Here is a 13,757-nt window from a genome sequence, read left to right as displayed (position 1 = left end):
ACGTGGTGACCGACTCCAGCAGCTCCAGCGACGACGACCGGACCCGCGACGAGACGCGCGACGGCAAACCGCCGAGGCGCACGCGCCGCACCCGGATGACGGGGGCGGAGCGACGCCAGCAGCTGCTGGAGATCGGGCGCACCCTCTTCGCCGCGAAGGGCTTCGAGGGGACCTCCGTGGAGGAGATCGCGGCCAAGGCCGGGGTCTCCAAGCCGGTGGTCTACGAGCACTTCGGCGGCAAGGAAGGGCTCTACGCGGTGGTCGTCGACCGTGAGATGCGGCGGCTGCTCGACATGGTCACCAGCTCGCTGACGGCCGGTCACCCGCGGGAGCTGTGCGAACAGGCGGCGTTCGCCCTCCTCGACTACATCGAGGAGTACACCGACGGCTTCCGCATCCTGGTGCGGGACTCCCCGATCCCGCAGTCCACCGGGACCTTCGCCTCGCTGATCTCCGACATCGCGACCCAGGTGGAGGACATCCTCGGACGGGAGTTCAAGAGCCGCGGCTTCGACCCGAAGCTGGCGCCCCTGTACGCGCAGGCACTGGTGGGGATGGTCGCCCTCACGGGGCAGTGGTGGCTCGACGTCCGCCGGCCCAAGAAGGCGGAAGTGGCGGCCCACCTGGTCAACCTCGCGTGGAACGGGCTCGACGGCCTCGAACAGAAGCCGAAGCTCATCGGCCACCGCAAGTCCTGACCCCGGCTGCGCAGTCCGGGCCGGCCCCGGTCACGTCCCCGGGGCGAGGGCCACGCAGAACAGCCGGCGGAACGGCAGGACCGTGCCGTACGGACGGCGCGGATACGCCTCCCGCAGCCGCGCCCGGTACTCCGCGACGAACGCGTCCCGCGCCTCGGGGTCGCCGGACAGCGCCGCCAGCACCGGCCGCAGCCCCGTGCCCGACACCCAGTCCAGCACCGCGTCCTCACCCGGCAGGACGTGCAGGTACGTCGTCTCCCACACGTCCGCCGCGAACCCCAGCCGCGCGAACAGGTCCAGGTAGACGGCGGGATCGGCCACCGAGTCCGCGCCGCGCAGCACCTCCCGCAGCCGCCCCGCCCACCGCGGGCTCCGCGCGCACTCCCGCATCAGCGCGTGCACCGGCGCGTCCAGGTTGTACGGCACCTGGAACGCCAGCACCCCGCCCGGCGGGAGCGCCTCCGCCCACCCCGGCAGCGCCTCCACGTGCCCCGGAACCCACTGCAGCGCCGCGTTGGAGACGATCAGGTCGTACGACCCGCCGGGCGTCCACTCCGTGAGGTCCGCGTGGGCGAACTCCAGCGAGCCGCCGCCCCCCGTCGGCCCGGCCAGCGCCGCCGCCCGCTCCAGCATCGCGGGCGAGTTGTCGTACCCGGTGATCCGCGCACCCGGCCACCTCCCCGCGAGCAGCGCCGCCGTCGTGTTGCCCGGCCCGCAGCCCAGGTCCGCGATCCGGGGCGTGGACCCGGGCAGTTCGGGCACCCGGGCCAGCAGATCGGTGAACGGCCGGGCACGGTCGCCCGCATGACGCAGATACTGCTCGGCATCCCAGTCCATGCCCCCAGTGCACCAGGCGAATATCTCGACGTCAAGAGAGTTGATGTCAAGACAGTGGATGTCAAGAGACTTCACGTCGACACAACCACTACACTGATCGCATGGAGGACGAGGTCGATCGGCTGGTCGCAGCGTGGCGCCGGGAGCGCCCTGACCTCGACGTGGAACCGCTCGAAGTGCTCAGCCGGGTCAGCCGGCTCGCCCGCCACCTCGACCGCGCACGCCGGATCGCCTTCTCCGAGCACCACCTCGAACCCTGGGAGTTCGACGTGCTCACCGCCCTGCGCCGCGCCGGAGCCCCCTACCAGCTCTCCCCGGGCCAGCTCCTTACCCAGACCCTGGTCACCTCCGGCACGATGACCAACCGCATCGACCGGCTCACCAAGAAGAGCCTCGTCGAACGCCTCCCCGACCCCAGCGACCGCCGAGGCGTCCTCGTCCGCCTCACCGAGGACGGCAAGAACCGCGCCGACCTGGCCCTCGCCGGCCTCCTCGACCAGGAACGCGCCCTGCTGTCCGAGCTGTCCCGCGGCGAACGCGGCGAACTCGCCACCCTGCTACGCCGGCTGACCGCCCCGTTCGACAACATCCCCGGCTAGGTCCACCGGCCCCACCCCGGCACGGCGCGCCAGCGCCACCGCCGCCAGCGTCGAATGCACACCCAGCTTCCCCAGCACGTTCTGCATGTGCGTGCGCACCGTGTGCGGCGACAGGAACAACCGCTCCGCGACCGCCTTGCGGCCCAGCCCCGCCACCATGCAGCGCAGCACCTCACGCTCCCGGGGCGTCAGCGACTCCACCAGCCGCTCGCTCTCCGTCCGGTGCCGCCGCGCCGCGGTCATCTCCCGCAGCACCCCCGTCAGCAGGGCCGGCGGCAGATGCGTCTCGTCCCGCAGCACCCCCCGCACCACCGTCAGCAGCCGCGACAGCGAACAGTCCTTCGCCACCCAGCCCGACGCCCCCGCCTGCAACGCCTGCGCGGCCCGCCGCGGATCGTCCTTCTCCGCCAGCACCACCGTCCGCACCCCCGGATGCGCCGACCGCACCGTCGCCACCAGCGCGATCCCGTCACCCGCCGCCGCACCCTGACCGTCCGCACCGGCGGCCGCCGGCCCCGCGGAAGCCTGGGACGGCAACGACAACCGGGCCCCCACCGGAGAACCCGCCACCGCACCCGCGGCGCCGGGGACCCCCGGATGCGCACCACCCGGATGTCCGCTGCCTGAATGCCCGCCCCCCGGATGCGCGCCGCCCAGGTCCGCGTCGACCAGCAGCACGTCGAAACGCCGCCCCTCCGACGCCGCCCGCTCCAGACATCTCAGCGCCGCCACCGTGCTGCCCGCCGCGGACACCTCGACGTCGGGCTCGGCCGCCAGGGCGGCGGCCAGCGACTCGGCGAAGATCCGGTGGTCGTCGACGACCAGCACCCGAACGCGGACCATACGACCCACCCCGTCCCGTCTGACTCAGTGTGCGGGGCACGCGCCGCGGCGCCGGCGCCCCGGGCCGCGTCCCGGCGCCCACCGGCGAAGCCGACACGGCGCCCGGACCGAACCCAGGCCGCCGGGTCCGGCGACAGCGAGCCGCACCGGACGAAGACGGGCCGGCCGCCGCCGAGCCCCTCGTCCGCACGCCTCTCCGCCCACCGGGTCCGGACGCCGTACCCGACCGACTCGCCCCCTGAACGGCACCGGCCCCCACCGGTGCTGCTCCACAGAGTACGGGCGGGGGCCGGGACGGGAAGCGGATTCGCCGAACCCGGGGGAGCGGGCACGGCACACCGGGGCGCACGCGGACCGGCCGCACCCCCGCAGCGGCGGGTACCGCCCAAGGATCAGGAGTTGTACGCGGTCTGCGCCCGCTCGAGACCCTCCAGAACCAGCGACTCGACCGCGTCGGCCGCCCGGTCCACGAAGAAGTCCAGCTCCTTGCGCTCCACCGACCCGAAGTCCTTCAGCACGAAGTCCGCCACCGGCATCCGCCCCGGAGGCCGGCCGATCCCGAACCGCACCCGGTGGTAGTCCGGCCCCATCGCCTTCGTGATCGACTTCAGGCCGTTGTGCCCGTTGTCACCGCCGCCCAGCTTCAGCCGCAGCGTCCCGTAGTCGATGTCCAGCTCGTCGTGCACCGCCACCACATGCGCCTGCGGCACCTTGTAGAAGTCCCGCAGCGCGTTCACCGGACCACCGGACAGATTCATGAAGGACATCGGCTTCACCAGCACCACCCGGCGCCCCATCGGCCCCGGAGGACCCACCCGGCCCTCCACCACCTGGGCCTGCGCCTTGCCGGCCCGCTTGAACCGGCCACCCATCCGCCCGGCCAGCAGATCCGCCACCATGAAGCCGACGTTGTGCCGGTTCATCGCGTACTCCGGCCCCGGATTGCCGAGCCCCACCACCAGCCACGGGGCATTCGCGTCAGTGGACACCACGTCACTCTCCCTGGAAACAGAACGACACCGGCCGCCGCCCCGAAGGAGCGGCGGCCGGTGACACGACTACGCGGGAACTCAGCCCTCGTCGACGACGTCGCCCTCGGGGGCGGCGGCCTCCTCGGCAGCCTCCTCCTCGGCCGACTCCTCCGCCTGCGGCGCGACGACGGACAGCACCACGGCCTCCGCGTCACCCGCGAGCGACGCGCCCTTGGGCAGCTCGACGTCCTTCGCCAGGACGCTCGCACCCGCCTCGAGGCCCTCGACGGAGACCACGACGGACTCGGGGATGTGGGTGGCCTCGGCCTCGACCGTCAGCGACGCCTGGACCAGCTCGACCAGACCGGCACCCGGGGCGATCTCGCCCTCGGTGACGACCGGGATCTCGACGGAGACCTTCTCGCCCCGCTTGACCAGCAGCAGGTCGACGTGCTCCAGGAAGCCCTTCAGCGGGTCACGCTGCACCGACTTCGGGATCGCCAGCTCGGTGGCCCCACCGTCGATCGACAGGGAGATCAGGACGTTCGGCGTACGCAGCGCCAGCAGCAGGTCGTGACCCGGCAGGGACAGGTGCTTCGGGTCCGTGCCGTGGCCGTACAGGACGACCGGCACCTTGTTCTCGCGGCGGATGCGACGGGCCGCACCCTTGCCGAACTCGGTGCGGGTCTCGGCGGAAAGCTTCACCTCGGACATGGCTCACACTCCTCGTAGTACAACGAAAAACGGTCGGGATCGGTCACCCGGCCAAACATCGGCCTGCTACGAAGAGCGCGTCGATAACGGACCGCCGTACACAGAAGTACGGCCTCCCTCGCCGAGCAACTCCAGAAGTCTACTCGGCGAGGGAGGCCGCACAAAAACGATCTAGCAGAGCCGGCTCGCGGTCACCGCTGCCGCACCACCGCTCGTCGCATCACTGCTCGTCGAACAGGCTCGTCACCGAACCGTCCTGGAACACCTCACGCACCGCGGAGGCGATCGTCGGAGCGATCGACAGCACCGTGATCTTGTCCAGCTCCAGCTCACCCGGCGTCGGCAGCGTGTTCGTCAGCACGAACTCACTCACCCGCGAGTTCTTCAGACGGTCCGCGGCCGGACCCGACAGCACACCGTGCGTGGCCGTCACGATCACGTCCGCCGCACCGTGCGCGAACAGCGCGTCGGCCGCCGCACAGATCGTGCCCGCCGTGTCGATCATGTCGTCGACCAGCACGCACACCCGGTCCTTGACCTCGCCCACGACCTCGTGGACCGTCACCTGGTTCGCCACGTCCTTGTCACGCCGCTTGTGCACGATCGCCAGCGGCGCGCCCAGACGGTCGCACCAGCGGTCCGCCACCCGCACCCGGCCGGCGTCCGGCGACACCACCGTCAGCTTGTCCCGGTCCACCTTCGCGCCCACGTAGTCCGCCAGCAGCGGCAGCGCGAACAGGTGGTCCACCGGACCGTCGAAGAAGCCCTGGATCTGGTCCGTGTGCAGGTCGACCGTGAGGATCCGGTCCGCACCCGCCGTCTTCATCAGGTCCGCGATCAGACGCGCCGAGATCGGCTCACGGCCACGGTGCTTCTTGTCCTGACGGGCATAGCCGTAGAACGGGACGATCACCGTGATCGATCGCGCCGACGCACGCTTCAGCGCGTCGATCATGATCAGCTGCTCCATGACCCACTTGTTGATCGGGGCCGTGTGGCTCTGCATCAGGAAGCAGTCCGCGCCACGCGCCGACTCCTGGTAACGGACGTAGATCTCACCGTTGGCGAAGTCGAACGCCTTGGTCGGGACGACCTCGACGCCCAGCTGGTGCGCCACCTCCTCGGCAAGCTCGGGGTGGGCGCGGCCGGAGAAGAACATCATCTTCTTCTGGCCGGTCGTCTTGATCCCGGTCACAGCACTGTCTCCTCAGAGGTGTGGTCTCACAGCGGGCGGGCGAGGCAGGGGAGAGTGCCGGACGGCGCCTGCCCGCCCGGCTGGGGGGTGGTGCGGTTTCTGCACTTATCACGGTACGCCCGATCAGACGGGCCTGAACACGCTCAGCCCTCGTCGCCCGCCCCCCGGGACGCCTCCTCGGCGGCCTTCGCCGCCGCGCTCCCGGGACGCTTGCGCACCACCCAACCCGCGATATTCCGCTGCTGGGCACGGGCCACGCCCAGCGCGCCGGGCGGCACCGGCTGCGTCACCACCGACCCCGCCGCGGTGTACGCGCCGTCCCCGACAGTGACAGGAGCCACAAACATGTTGTCCGCACCGGTACGGCAGTGGGACCCGATCGTTGTGTGGTGCTTCTCCTGGCCGTCGTAGTTCACGAACACGCTCGCCGCGCCGATGTTCGTGTGATCACCGATCGTGGCGTCGCCCACGTAGGTCAGGTGCGGGACCTTCGTCCCCTCACCGATCTCCGCCTTCTTCGTCTCCACGTACGTGCCGATCTTCGACCGCAGGCCCAGACGCGTACCGGGCCGCAGGTACGCGAACGGACCCACCGACGCCTGAGGCCCCACGATCGCCCCGTCCGCCACCGTGTTGTCCAGCCGCGCGCCCGGACCCACCTCGGTGTCGTTCAGCCGGCTGTTCGGACCCACCTCGGCACCCTCCCCGACGTGCGTCGAACCCGTCAGCTGGGTGTTCGGGTGCACCAGCGCGTCCTGACCGAACGTCACCGTCACGTCCAGGTACGTCGACGCCGGATCCACCACCGTCACACCGGACAGCATCGCCTGCTCCAGCAGCCGCTCGTTCAGGATCCGCCGCGCCTCGGACAGCTGCACCCGGTTGTTGATGCCCGCGATCTCCCGGTGGTCCGCCGCCACACTGGCACCCACCCGGTGGCCGTCCGCGCGGAGGATGCCGAGTACGTCCGTCAGGTACTCCTCGCCCTGGCTGTTGTCCGTGCGCAGCCGGCCCAGCGCGTCCGCGAGCAGCCGGCCGTCGAACGCGAACACACCCGAGTTGATCTCCCGGATCGCCCGCTCGGCCTCGGAGGCGTCCTTGTGCTCCACGATGCCCGTCACCGCGCCCCGCTCGTCACGGACGATCCTGCCGTAACCGGTCGCGTCCGGGACCTCGGCGGTCAGCACCGTCACCGCGTTGCCGTCGGCGGCGTGCGTGCCGGCCAGCGCGCGCAGGGTCTCGCCGCGCAGCAGCGGGGTGTCGCCGCAGACCACCACCACGGTGCCGTCCACGGCGCCGAGCTCGCCCAGCGCGATGCGGACGGCGTGACCGGTGCCGTTCTGCTCCTCCTGCACGGCGGTGCGCACGGCGGGGTCGATCTCACCGAGGTGCGCCGTCACCTGCTCACGGGCGTGGCCCACGACGGCCACCAGGTGCTCCGGCTCCAGCTCCCGGGAGGCCGCGAGCACGTGGCCCACCAGCGACCGGCCGCAGAGGGTGTGCAGAACCTTGGGGGTGGCGGACCGCATGCGGGTGCCCTCACCCGCTGCGAGTACGACGACGGCGGCCGGGCGGATGGCGCTCACGGTGGTGCCCTTCGGCTGTGTTACGAGTGGGTCCCTCGCAGGATACCGGGGGGTCGGTGGGGGGACACGTGAGAGCGGGCCCCGACCGCGTGCGCGGTCAGGACCCGAAACGAGGTGTTCACGTTGTGCGGCTCCCCCGCAAGGATTCGAACCTTGAACTGCTGGCTCCAAAGGCCAGTGTGTTGCCAGTTACACCACGGGGGACAGTCGCCCAGAGCTTACCCGAGAGTGCTTCGCGCCTGCTGCACGATTCCGCTCCAGGCGCCTTCGACGCGACGGTACAGGTCGGCACCCTGGCGGACGTAGATGACCAGGCAACCTCGGTACGCGCTTCCCGTGTTGAGCCGCACCGTCCTGGGATTGTGTTTCTTGAGCGTCGTCTTGCCCAGGAGGCCGGGGTCGATGCCCACCTGATCCGCCCAGAAGCCCTCGGCGGCACGTACGTCCGCGCTCTCGTGGATCATGACGCGGAAGCGCAGCCGTTCCTGCTCCACGCCCAGCAGGCGCAGCCAGGCCATGAAGACGTGGATCACGCCCGGGTCGCTGTTGACGAACAGCACCGTTTCACGGCGTGCGTAGGGCTTGTCCTTGGCTCCTTCGGCCCAGTAGAGGGCCACCCCCGTGAGGAAGAGCTCACGGTCCGAAAGGGTGCCGACGCTGTCACGGGCCTCCTTCTTGGTCTTCTGCCGCTCCTCCTCCCGTGCGCGGAGTCGCGGTTCCCAGCCCCGTCGGCTGATCTCGGAGGCTTCCTCGCGGGTGCGTGTGCGTTCGGGCCTCGGCAGGTCCCTCACCCACAGGGACACGGAGCTCTTGGAGCAGCCGAGCTCCGTCTTGATCTGGTCGTAGGTCCAGCCCTGGGACCGGAGCTCGCGGGCGCGTTTTCGGAGGTCGTCCTTGGCGCGCGGGCGCTTGGTCCACTCGGGCGGCGGCTCGCCCGCGAGGAGGGGGCGGAGGTCCCAGTTGTTGATGCCGAGTTCCTCGCGGATCTGGCGGGTGCTGAGGCCTTGGCGGCGGAGGGCGACGGCTTGGTGCGGGAGGTCGTCGGGAGGGGGTTCGTGCTGGTGCATGGGTTCACTCTCCGCCGGTCCGGGCGGGTTGGGAACAGATTCCTGTGCGATTCACCAGTTCGAGCGTTTTTACCTTGCGTTCGATGGCCATGTATCGATATGTCCACTCACAAACCCACAGGAACGTCCCTGGACTCCTTACGTAGGCTGGGCGCATGACCACGACGGGGGAAGAGCGAAGGACGGCGGTGGAGCGGGCCGGGCCGGACGCGGGGCACGCGGGCGGCGGCTGGTGGCACCGCTGGCGCGCGGTGGTGCTGGACGTCTCGCTGGCGCTGGCGTCGTCCGTGGAGTGCGCGGCCGAGGGCGTGGGCTTCGCCCGGGACGCCGGGCTGCCGGTGGCCGTGGGCGTGGTGTTCGGCGCGCTGGTGGGTTCGGTGCTCGGGTTCCGGCGCCGGTGGCCGGTGGCGGTGGTGCTGGTCGGGCTGGCGGTCACGCCCGCGCTGATGGGTTTCCTGCTGGCGGTGGTGGGCCTGTACACGGTGGCCTCCTCCGACCTCCCGCGCCGGCTGACGGGCGCGCTGGCCGGGATGTCGCTGGCCGGTGTGCTGGTGGTGACGCTGGTGCGCACGAGCCCCGAGGTGGACGGGTGGTTCCGGCTGTTCGCCGCGGTCACCACCGCGCTGGGGCACACCGCGCCGCCCGTGCTGCTGGGCCTGTACGTGGGGGCGCGGCGGCGGCTGATGGAGTCGTTGCGGGAGCGTGCGGACAGTCTGGAGCGGGAGCTGCAGCTGCTGGCCGAGCGGGCCGAGGAGCGGGCGGAGTGGGCGCGGAACGAGGAGCGCCGGCGGATCGCCCGGGAGATGCACGACGTGGTGGCGCACCGGGTGTCCTTGATGGTGGTGCACGCGGCGGCGTTGCAGGCGGTGGCGTTGAAGGACCCGGAGAAGGCGGTGCGGAACGCGGCGCTGGTGGGGGACATGGGCCGGCAGGCGCTGACGGAGCTGCGGGAGATGCTGGGGGTGCTGCGGAGCACGCCGGCGGCGGGCGCGGCGCCGGTGTCCGCGTCGCGGGAGGCGGCGGTGGCGCCGCGGATCCCGGAGCAGCGGGGCGGTGTCGAGGACGGGGAGGAGAGCGGGGGCCCTGCGCGGTTGTCGGCGCTGGCCGAGCTGGTGGGGCAGTCGCGTGCGGCGGGTGTGGTCGTGGAGCTGCTGGAGGAGGGGGAGTCGCCGGGGTATCCGCCGGTGGTGGAGCGGACGGCGTTCCGGGTGGTCCAGGAGGCGCTGACCAACGTGCACAAGCACGCGGCGGGGGCGCGGACGCGGGTGCGGGTGGCTCACCGGGAGGGGGAGGTGGCGATGCAGGTGGAGAACGAGCCGGCGGGTGGCCTCCCGGCCGGGGCGGAGCCGGGGCTCCCGTCGGGCGGGAACGGTCTGCTGGGGATGCGGGAGCGGGTGACGTCGCTCGGCGGTGCGTTCGTGGCGGGGCCGACGGACCCGGGCGGGTTCCGTGTCTCCGCGGTGATCCCGGTTCCCCCGGTGGCGGACGCGGCGGCCCTGGCGGAGTGACGTCGGGACGGTGACGGGCCGAGGCCCCGCCCGGGGGGTGGGCGGGGCCTCGGGGTCGAGGGCCGGTGGGGGCCGGGTGGGTTACTCCGTGGCGATGGCGTCGAGGACGTTCATGCGGCCCGCGCGGAAGGCGGGGGCGAGGGCGGCGAGGAGGCCGACCACCGCCGAGCCGGCGAAGACGCCGAGGATGGTGGGCCAGGGGATCTCGAGGATGGTGAGGCCCTCGAGGGCGAGGAGCTGCTGCGCGGAGGCGCCCCAGCCCATGCCCAGCCCGAGACCCAGCAGCGCGCCGAAGAGGGCGATGACCACCGACTCCAGCCGGATCATGCGTCGCAGCTGGCGCCGGGAAAGGCCGATGGCCCGCATGAGCCCGATCTCCCGGGTGCGCTCGATGACCGACAGCGCCAGGGTGTTGACGACGCCGAGGACGGCGACGATCACCGCGAGGGCGAGCAGCGCGTAGACGATGTTGAGGAGCTGCCCGACCTGGTCCTTGAGGATCTCCTTGTAGTCGGTCTGGTCCATGACCTGGTACTGCGGGTAGCCGTCGAGGGCCTTCTTGAGCGCGGTGTAGGCGGCGTCCTCCTGGCCGTCCTCGGCCGCGGCGAAGACCAGGGAGTCCAGCGGCATCCTGTCGGCCGGGATGTGGGCGGCCGCGGTGTCGATGGAGAGGTAGAGGGCGCCCTTGTCGACGGTGACCTCGTCGGTGGTGATGGCGCGGACGGTGAGGGTGGCGGTCTCGCCGCCGGGGAAGTCGACCTCGACCTTGGAGCCGATGGTGAGGTCGTACTTCTCGGCGAAGTCGCCGAAGACGGACATGGAGTCGGGCTTGTAGGCGTCGGCGAGGTTGCCGGCCTCGGTCTCGATGCGGAGGTCCTGGGCGTAGGTGGGGTCGGCGGCGTTGAGCCATTCCTTGGGCGCTACGCGTCCGTCGGGCATGGTGAGCCTGGCGTCGGGGAGCAGCTTGTACTCGGTGACGCGGTCGATGCCCTTGGTGTCGCGGACGGCGTCGACGGCCTGCGGGTTGATCAGCTGGCCGCTGGGCGACTGGATGATGAAGTCGGTGCCGACGGTCTTGTCGAGCTGGTCGGTGGCGGAGGCCACCATGGAGGAGCCGACGACGGACAGGCAGGCGACGAGTGCGAGCCCGATCATCAGGGCGGCTCCGGTGGCGCCGGTGCGGCGTGGGTTGCGCAGGGCGTTGCGTTCGGCCATGCGTCCCACGGGTCCGAAGAACCGGAGGATGAGGGCGCCGAGGACGCGGACGACTCCGGAGGCGAGGACGGGTCCGACGACGATGAAGCCGACGAGCGTGGTGACGATGCCGAGGCCGAGCCATTGGGAGCCGGCTCCGGCGGTGTCGGCCTGGGTGGTGACGTAGAGGGCGGCGGCTCCGGCGAGGGTGAGGACGGTGCCGAGGGCGAGGCGGATGCGGCCGGCGCGGGCGTCGGAGGGCATGCCGGGGTCGCGCAGGGCGGCCATCGGGGACACCTTGGAGGCGCGCCGGGCGGGCAGGTAGGCGGCGACCACGGTGACGACGACGCCGAGGACGACGCCGGCGACGGGGGTGGTCCAGGCGATGGTGAGGTCGTCGGTGGAGAGGTTCATGCCCAGGGCGCCCATGGCTTCCATGAGCAGGACGGCGAGGCCGATGCCGGCGCCGACGCCGAGTGCTGATCCGACGACGCCGAGGATCAGGGCTTCGGCGAGCACGGTGCGGTTCACCTGCTTCCTGGAGGAGCCGATGGCGCGCATGAGGCCGATCTCCCGGGTGCGCTGGGTGACGAGCATGGAGAAGGTGTTGAAGATCAGGAAGACGCCGACCATGGCCGCCAGGAGGGCGAAGCCGAGCATGGCGTACTTCATGACGTCGAGGACTCCGGCGAAGTCGGCGGAGGCGTCGTCGGCCGCTTCGGCGGCGGTGCGGATCTTGTAGTCGCCGCCGTCGGCGGTGCCGGCGAGGGCGGTGGTGAGCGCCTTCTTGACCTGTGCGTCGGTGTGGCCGGTGGCGGTGGTGACGTAGACGTCGGTGTAGACGTCCTTCTGGCCGACCAGTGTCCGCTGGGCGGTGGGGGTGTCGAGGTAGAACATGGCGGCACCGGGGTTGGTGACGAGGAAGGCGGCGATGCCGCTGATCTTCGCGGTGTGGGTGCCGGTGACGTTGATGACGGAGACGGTGTCGCCGAGGGCGAGGCCGTGCTTGTCGGCGGTGTCGGCGTCGACCATGACCTGGTCGGGGCCGCGGGGTGGTGTGCCGTCGGTGATCTTCATGGTGCGGGCGTCGTTGGCGGTCCAGTTGGCGACGACGGTGGGTGCTCCTCCGGTGGGGGAGAGGCTGTCCTTGTCGGCGTCGACGACGGTGACGCTGGTGGACCAGACGGCGCCTTCGGCCTTGGCGACGCCGTCGGCCTTCTTGACGTCCTCGAGGAGGGTGGCGGGCAGGACGGGTGGTTTGCCGTTGGTGGAGGCGTTCTCGGCGTTGGCGTCGCCGGGGCTGACGGTGACGTCGGCGGAGGTGGTGGCGAAGAGCTTGTCGAAGGTGGTGTTCATGGTGTCGGTGAACACCAGGGTTCCGCAGACGAAGGCCACGGAGAGCAGGACGGCGACGGCGGAGAGGGCCATGCGTCCCTTGTGGGCGAGGGCGCCGCGGAAGGCGTCGCGGGTGGTGCTCATGCGGTGCGCCCCCGGGTGTCGGACGAGGGGGTCTGGGGGTGTCCCCCGGAGAAACGCAGCATGCGGTCGAGGACGGCTTCGGCGGTGGGGGTGCGCATCTCGTCGACGATGCGGCCGTCGGCGAGGTAGATGACGCGGTCGGCGTAGGAGGCGGCGACCGGGTCGTGGGTGACCATGACGATGGTCTGGCCGAAGTCGTCGACGGAGCGGCGCAGGAAGCCGAGGATCTCGGCGCCGGCGCGGGAGTCGAGGTTTCCGGTGGGTTCGTCGCCGAAGATGATCCGCGGCCGGGAGGCGAGGGCGCGGGCGACGGCGACGCGCTGCTGCTGGCCTCCGGAGAGCTGGGTGGGGCGGTGCTTGAGGCGGCCGGAGAGGCCGACGGTCTCGACGACCTGGTCCAGCCACTGGCGGTCGGGCTTGCGGCCGGCGATGTCCAGGGGGAGGGTGATGTTCTCCAGGGCGTTGAGGGTGGGGACGAGGTTGAACGCCTGGAAGACGAAGCCGACCTGGTCGCGGCGGAGCTGGGTGAGCTTCTTGTCCTTGAGGCTCGTGATCTCGGTGTCGTCGAGGAAGATCTGGCCGGAGGTGACGGTGTCGAGTCCGGCGAGGCAGTGCATCAGGGTCGACTTGCCGGAGCCGGAGGGGCCCATGATGGCGGTGAACTCGCCGCGCATCAGGTCGACGTCGACGGTGTCGAGGGCGACGACGCGGGTCTCTCCGGTGCCGTAGGCCTTGACGACCTGCCGCGCCCGCGCGGCGACGGCCGATGTCCTCCCGGTGCCCCCGGACTTGGGGATGGTCACAGCCGAAGTCACGGTATATCTCCTTGGGTTGTCCGTGTCAGGCGGAGTCCGGCCCTCGCGGTGTGCGGCGGGCCGGTGGTGCGGTGTTCTCGGTGCGGGTGGCGCGCTGTTCACGCGCGGGTGGTGCGGCGTGCGCCGGTCGGGCGTGGCGCGGGTGTCACGTGCGGCGTCGGGCCGCGCGTCCGGGTGGGTCGTTCGGTCGCCGGGCGCGGTGTCCTGCCGTCGTGTCGAGTCTTCTCGCCGGGCGGGGCGGGCGCGATGGT

12 protein-coding genes and 1 tRNA gene are annotated in these 13,757 nt (G+C 71.5%); 3 read left to right on the top strand and 10 right to left on the bottom strand.

Annotated features, from left to right (window positions below; translation table 11 throughout):
* Positions 1–2 precede the first annotated feature (2 nt).
* Entirely contained in the window at positions 3–698 is a 696-nt protein-coding gene (locus tag Sfr03f_RS00520; protein ID WP_372514331.1) for a TetR family transcriptional regulator, read from the top strand.
* A gap of 30 nt (positions 699–728) precedes the next feature.
* On the opposite strand, the gene Sfr03f_RS00515 is transcribed toward Sfr03f_RS00520, so the two are convergent.
* Positions 729–1,535: a trans-aconitate 2-methyltransferase gene (locus Sfr03f_RS00515; RefSeq protein ID WP_108951656.1), complete on the bottom strand. Its 807-nt coding sequence runs from the start codon at positions 1,533–1,535 to the stop codon at positions 729–731.
* A gap of 101 nt (positions 1,536–1,636) precedes the next feature.
* Between Sfr03f_RS00515 and Sfr03f_RS00510 the strand changes: the two genes are divergently transcribed.
* On the top strand, positions 1,637–2,134 hold the full coding sequence (locus tag Sfr03f_RS00510; RefSeq protein WP_108951655.1) for a MarR family winged helix-turn-helix transcriptional regulator: 498 nt from the start codon (positions 1,637–1,639) through the stop codon (positions 2,132–2,134).
* On the opposite strand, the gene Sfr03f_RS00505 is transcribed toward Sfr03f_RS00510, so the two are convergent.
* From Sfr03f_RS00505 to Sfr03f_RS00475, 7 genes are all read right to left on the bottom strand, one after another.
* Positions 2,093–2,977 carry a LuxR C-terminal-related transcriptional regulator gene (locus tag Sfr03f_RS00505; protein WP_108951654.1) on the bottom strand — a complete coding sequence of 295 codons (885 nt, stop codon included), beginning with the start codon at positions 2,975–2,977 and terminating at the stop codon, positions 2,093–2,095. The two genes, Sfr03f_RS00510 and Sfr03f_RS00505, sit on opposite strands and share 42 nt — an antisense overlap.
* 392 nt (positions 2,978–3,369) lie before the next feature.
* Positions 3,370–3,966: an aminoacyl-tRNA hydrolase gene (gene pth / locus Sfr03f_RS00500; protein ID WP_108951914.1), complete on the bottom strand. Its 597-nt coding sequence runs from the start codon at positions 3,964–3,966 to the stop codon at positions 3,370–3,372.
* 81 nt (positions 3,967–4,047) lie between these two features.
* Complete coding sequence (locus Sfr03f_RS00495; protein WP_108951653.1) at positions 4,048–4,662, bottom strand: 50S ribosomal protein L25/general stress protein Ctc; 615 nt, start codon at positions 4,660–4,662, stop codon at positions 4,048–4,050.
* 220 nt (positions 4,663–4,882) lie between these two features.
* Complete coding sequence (locus tag Sfr03f_RS00490; RefSeq protein ID WP_108951652.1) at positions 4,883–5,857, bottom strand: ribose-phosphate diphosphokinase; 975 nt, start codon at positions 5,855–5,857, stop codon at positions 4,883–4,885.
* A 143-nt stretch (positions 5,858–6,000) separates the two neighbouring features.
* Positions 6,001–7,443 (bottom strand): bifunctional UDP-N-acetylglucosamine diphosphorylase/glucosamine-1-phosphate N-acetyltransferase GlmU, encoded by a 1,443-nt coding sequence (gene glmU / locus Sfr03f_RS00485; protein ID WP_108951651.1) that lies wholly within the window; start codon positions 7,441–7,443, stop codon positions 6,001–6,003.
* Between the two features lie 131 nt (positions 7,444–7,574).
* Positions 7,575–7,647, bottom strand: a tRNA-Gln gene (locus Sfr03f_RS00480).
* A gap of 14 nt (positions 7,648–7,661) precedes the next feature.
* Positions 7,662–8,510, bottom strand: coding sequence for a hypothetical protein (locus Sfr03f_RS00475; protein ID WP_108951650.1), 849 nt, complete (start codon positions 8,508–8,510; stop codon positions 7,662–7,664).
* A 155-nt stretch (positions 8,511–8,665) separates the two neighbouring features.
* On the opposite strand from Sfr03f_RS00475, the gene Sfr03f_RS00470 reads away from it, so the two are divergent.
* Positions 8,666–10,018: a sensor histidine kinase gene (locus Sfr03f_RS00470; protein ID WP_108951649.1), complete on the top strand. Its 1,353-nt coding sequence runs from the start codon at positions 8,666–8,668 to the stop codon at positions 10,016–10,018.
* A gap of 81 nt (positions 10,019–10,099) precedes the next feature.
* Here Sfr03f_RS00470 and Sfr03f_RS00465 read toward each other — a convergent pair whose 3' ends face one another.
* Complete coding sequence (locus tag Sfr03f_RS00465) at positions 10,100–12,691, bottom strand: ABC transporter permease (RefSeq protein WP_108951648.1); 2,592 nt, start codon at positions 12,689–12,691, stop codon at positions 10,100–10,102.
* Positions 12,688–13,506: an ABC transporter ATP-binding protein gene (locus Sfr03f_RS00460; RefSeq protein ID WP_108951647.1), complete on the bottom strand. Its 819-nt coding sequence runs from the start codon at positions 13,504–13,506 to the stop codon at positions 12,688–12,690. Before Sfr03f_RS00460 ends, Sfr03f_RS00465 begins: the two co-directional genes overlap by 4 nt.
* Positions 13,507–13,757 lie beyond the last annotated feature (251 nt).

The organism is Streptomyces fragilis, from assembly GCF_003112515.1.
GTDB lineage: Bacteria > Actinomycetota > Actinomycetes > Streptomycetales > Streptomycetaceae > Streptomyces > Streptomyces fragilis.
Note: the sequence above shows the minus strand (reverse complement) of the source record. Positions and strands in the feature narration are given on the sequence as shown.

Bases quoted from the DNA above. Each gene is read 5' to 3' on its own strand.
- Sfr03f_RS00515 (WP_108951656.1), bottom strand. From the start codon at position 1,535: ATGGACTGGGATGCCGAGCAGTATCTGCGTCATGCGGGCGACCGTGCC.
- Sfr03f_RS00510 (WP_108951655.1), top strand. From the start codon at position 1,637: ATGGAGGACGAGGTCGATCGGCTGGTCGCAGCGTGGCGCCGGGAGCGC.
- Sfr03f_RS00505 (WP_108951654.1), bottom strand. From the start codon at position 2,977: ATGGTCCGCGTTCGGGTGCTGGTCGTCGACGACCACCGGATCTTCGCC.
- Sfr03f_RS00495 (WP_108951653.1), bottom strand. From the start codon at position 4,662: ATGTCCGAGGTGAAGCTTTCCGCCGAGACCCGCACCGAGTTCGGCAAG.
- Sfr03f_RS00475 (WP_108951650.1), bottom strand. From the start codon at position 8,510: ATGCACCAGCACGAACCCCCTCCCGACGACCTCCCGCACCAAGCCGTC.
- Sfr03f_RS00470 (WP_108951649.1), top strand. From the start codon at position 8,666: ATGACCACGACGGGGGAAGAGCGAAGGACGGCGGTGGAGCGGGCCGGG.
- Sfr03f_RS00465 (WP_108951648.1), bottom strand. From the start codon at position 12,691: ATGAGCACCACCCGCGACGCCTTCCGCGGCGCCCTCGCCCACAAGGGA.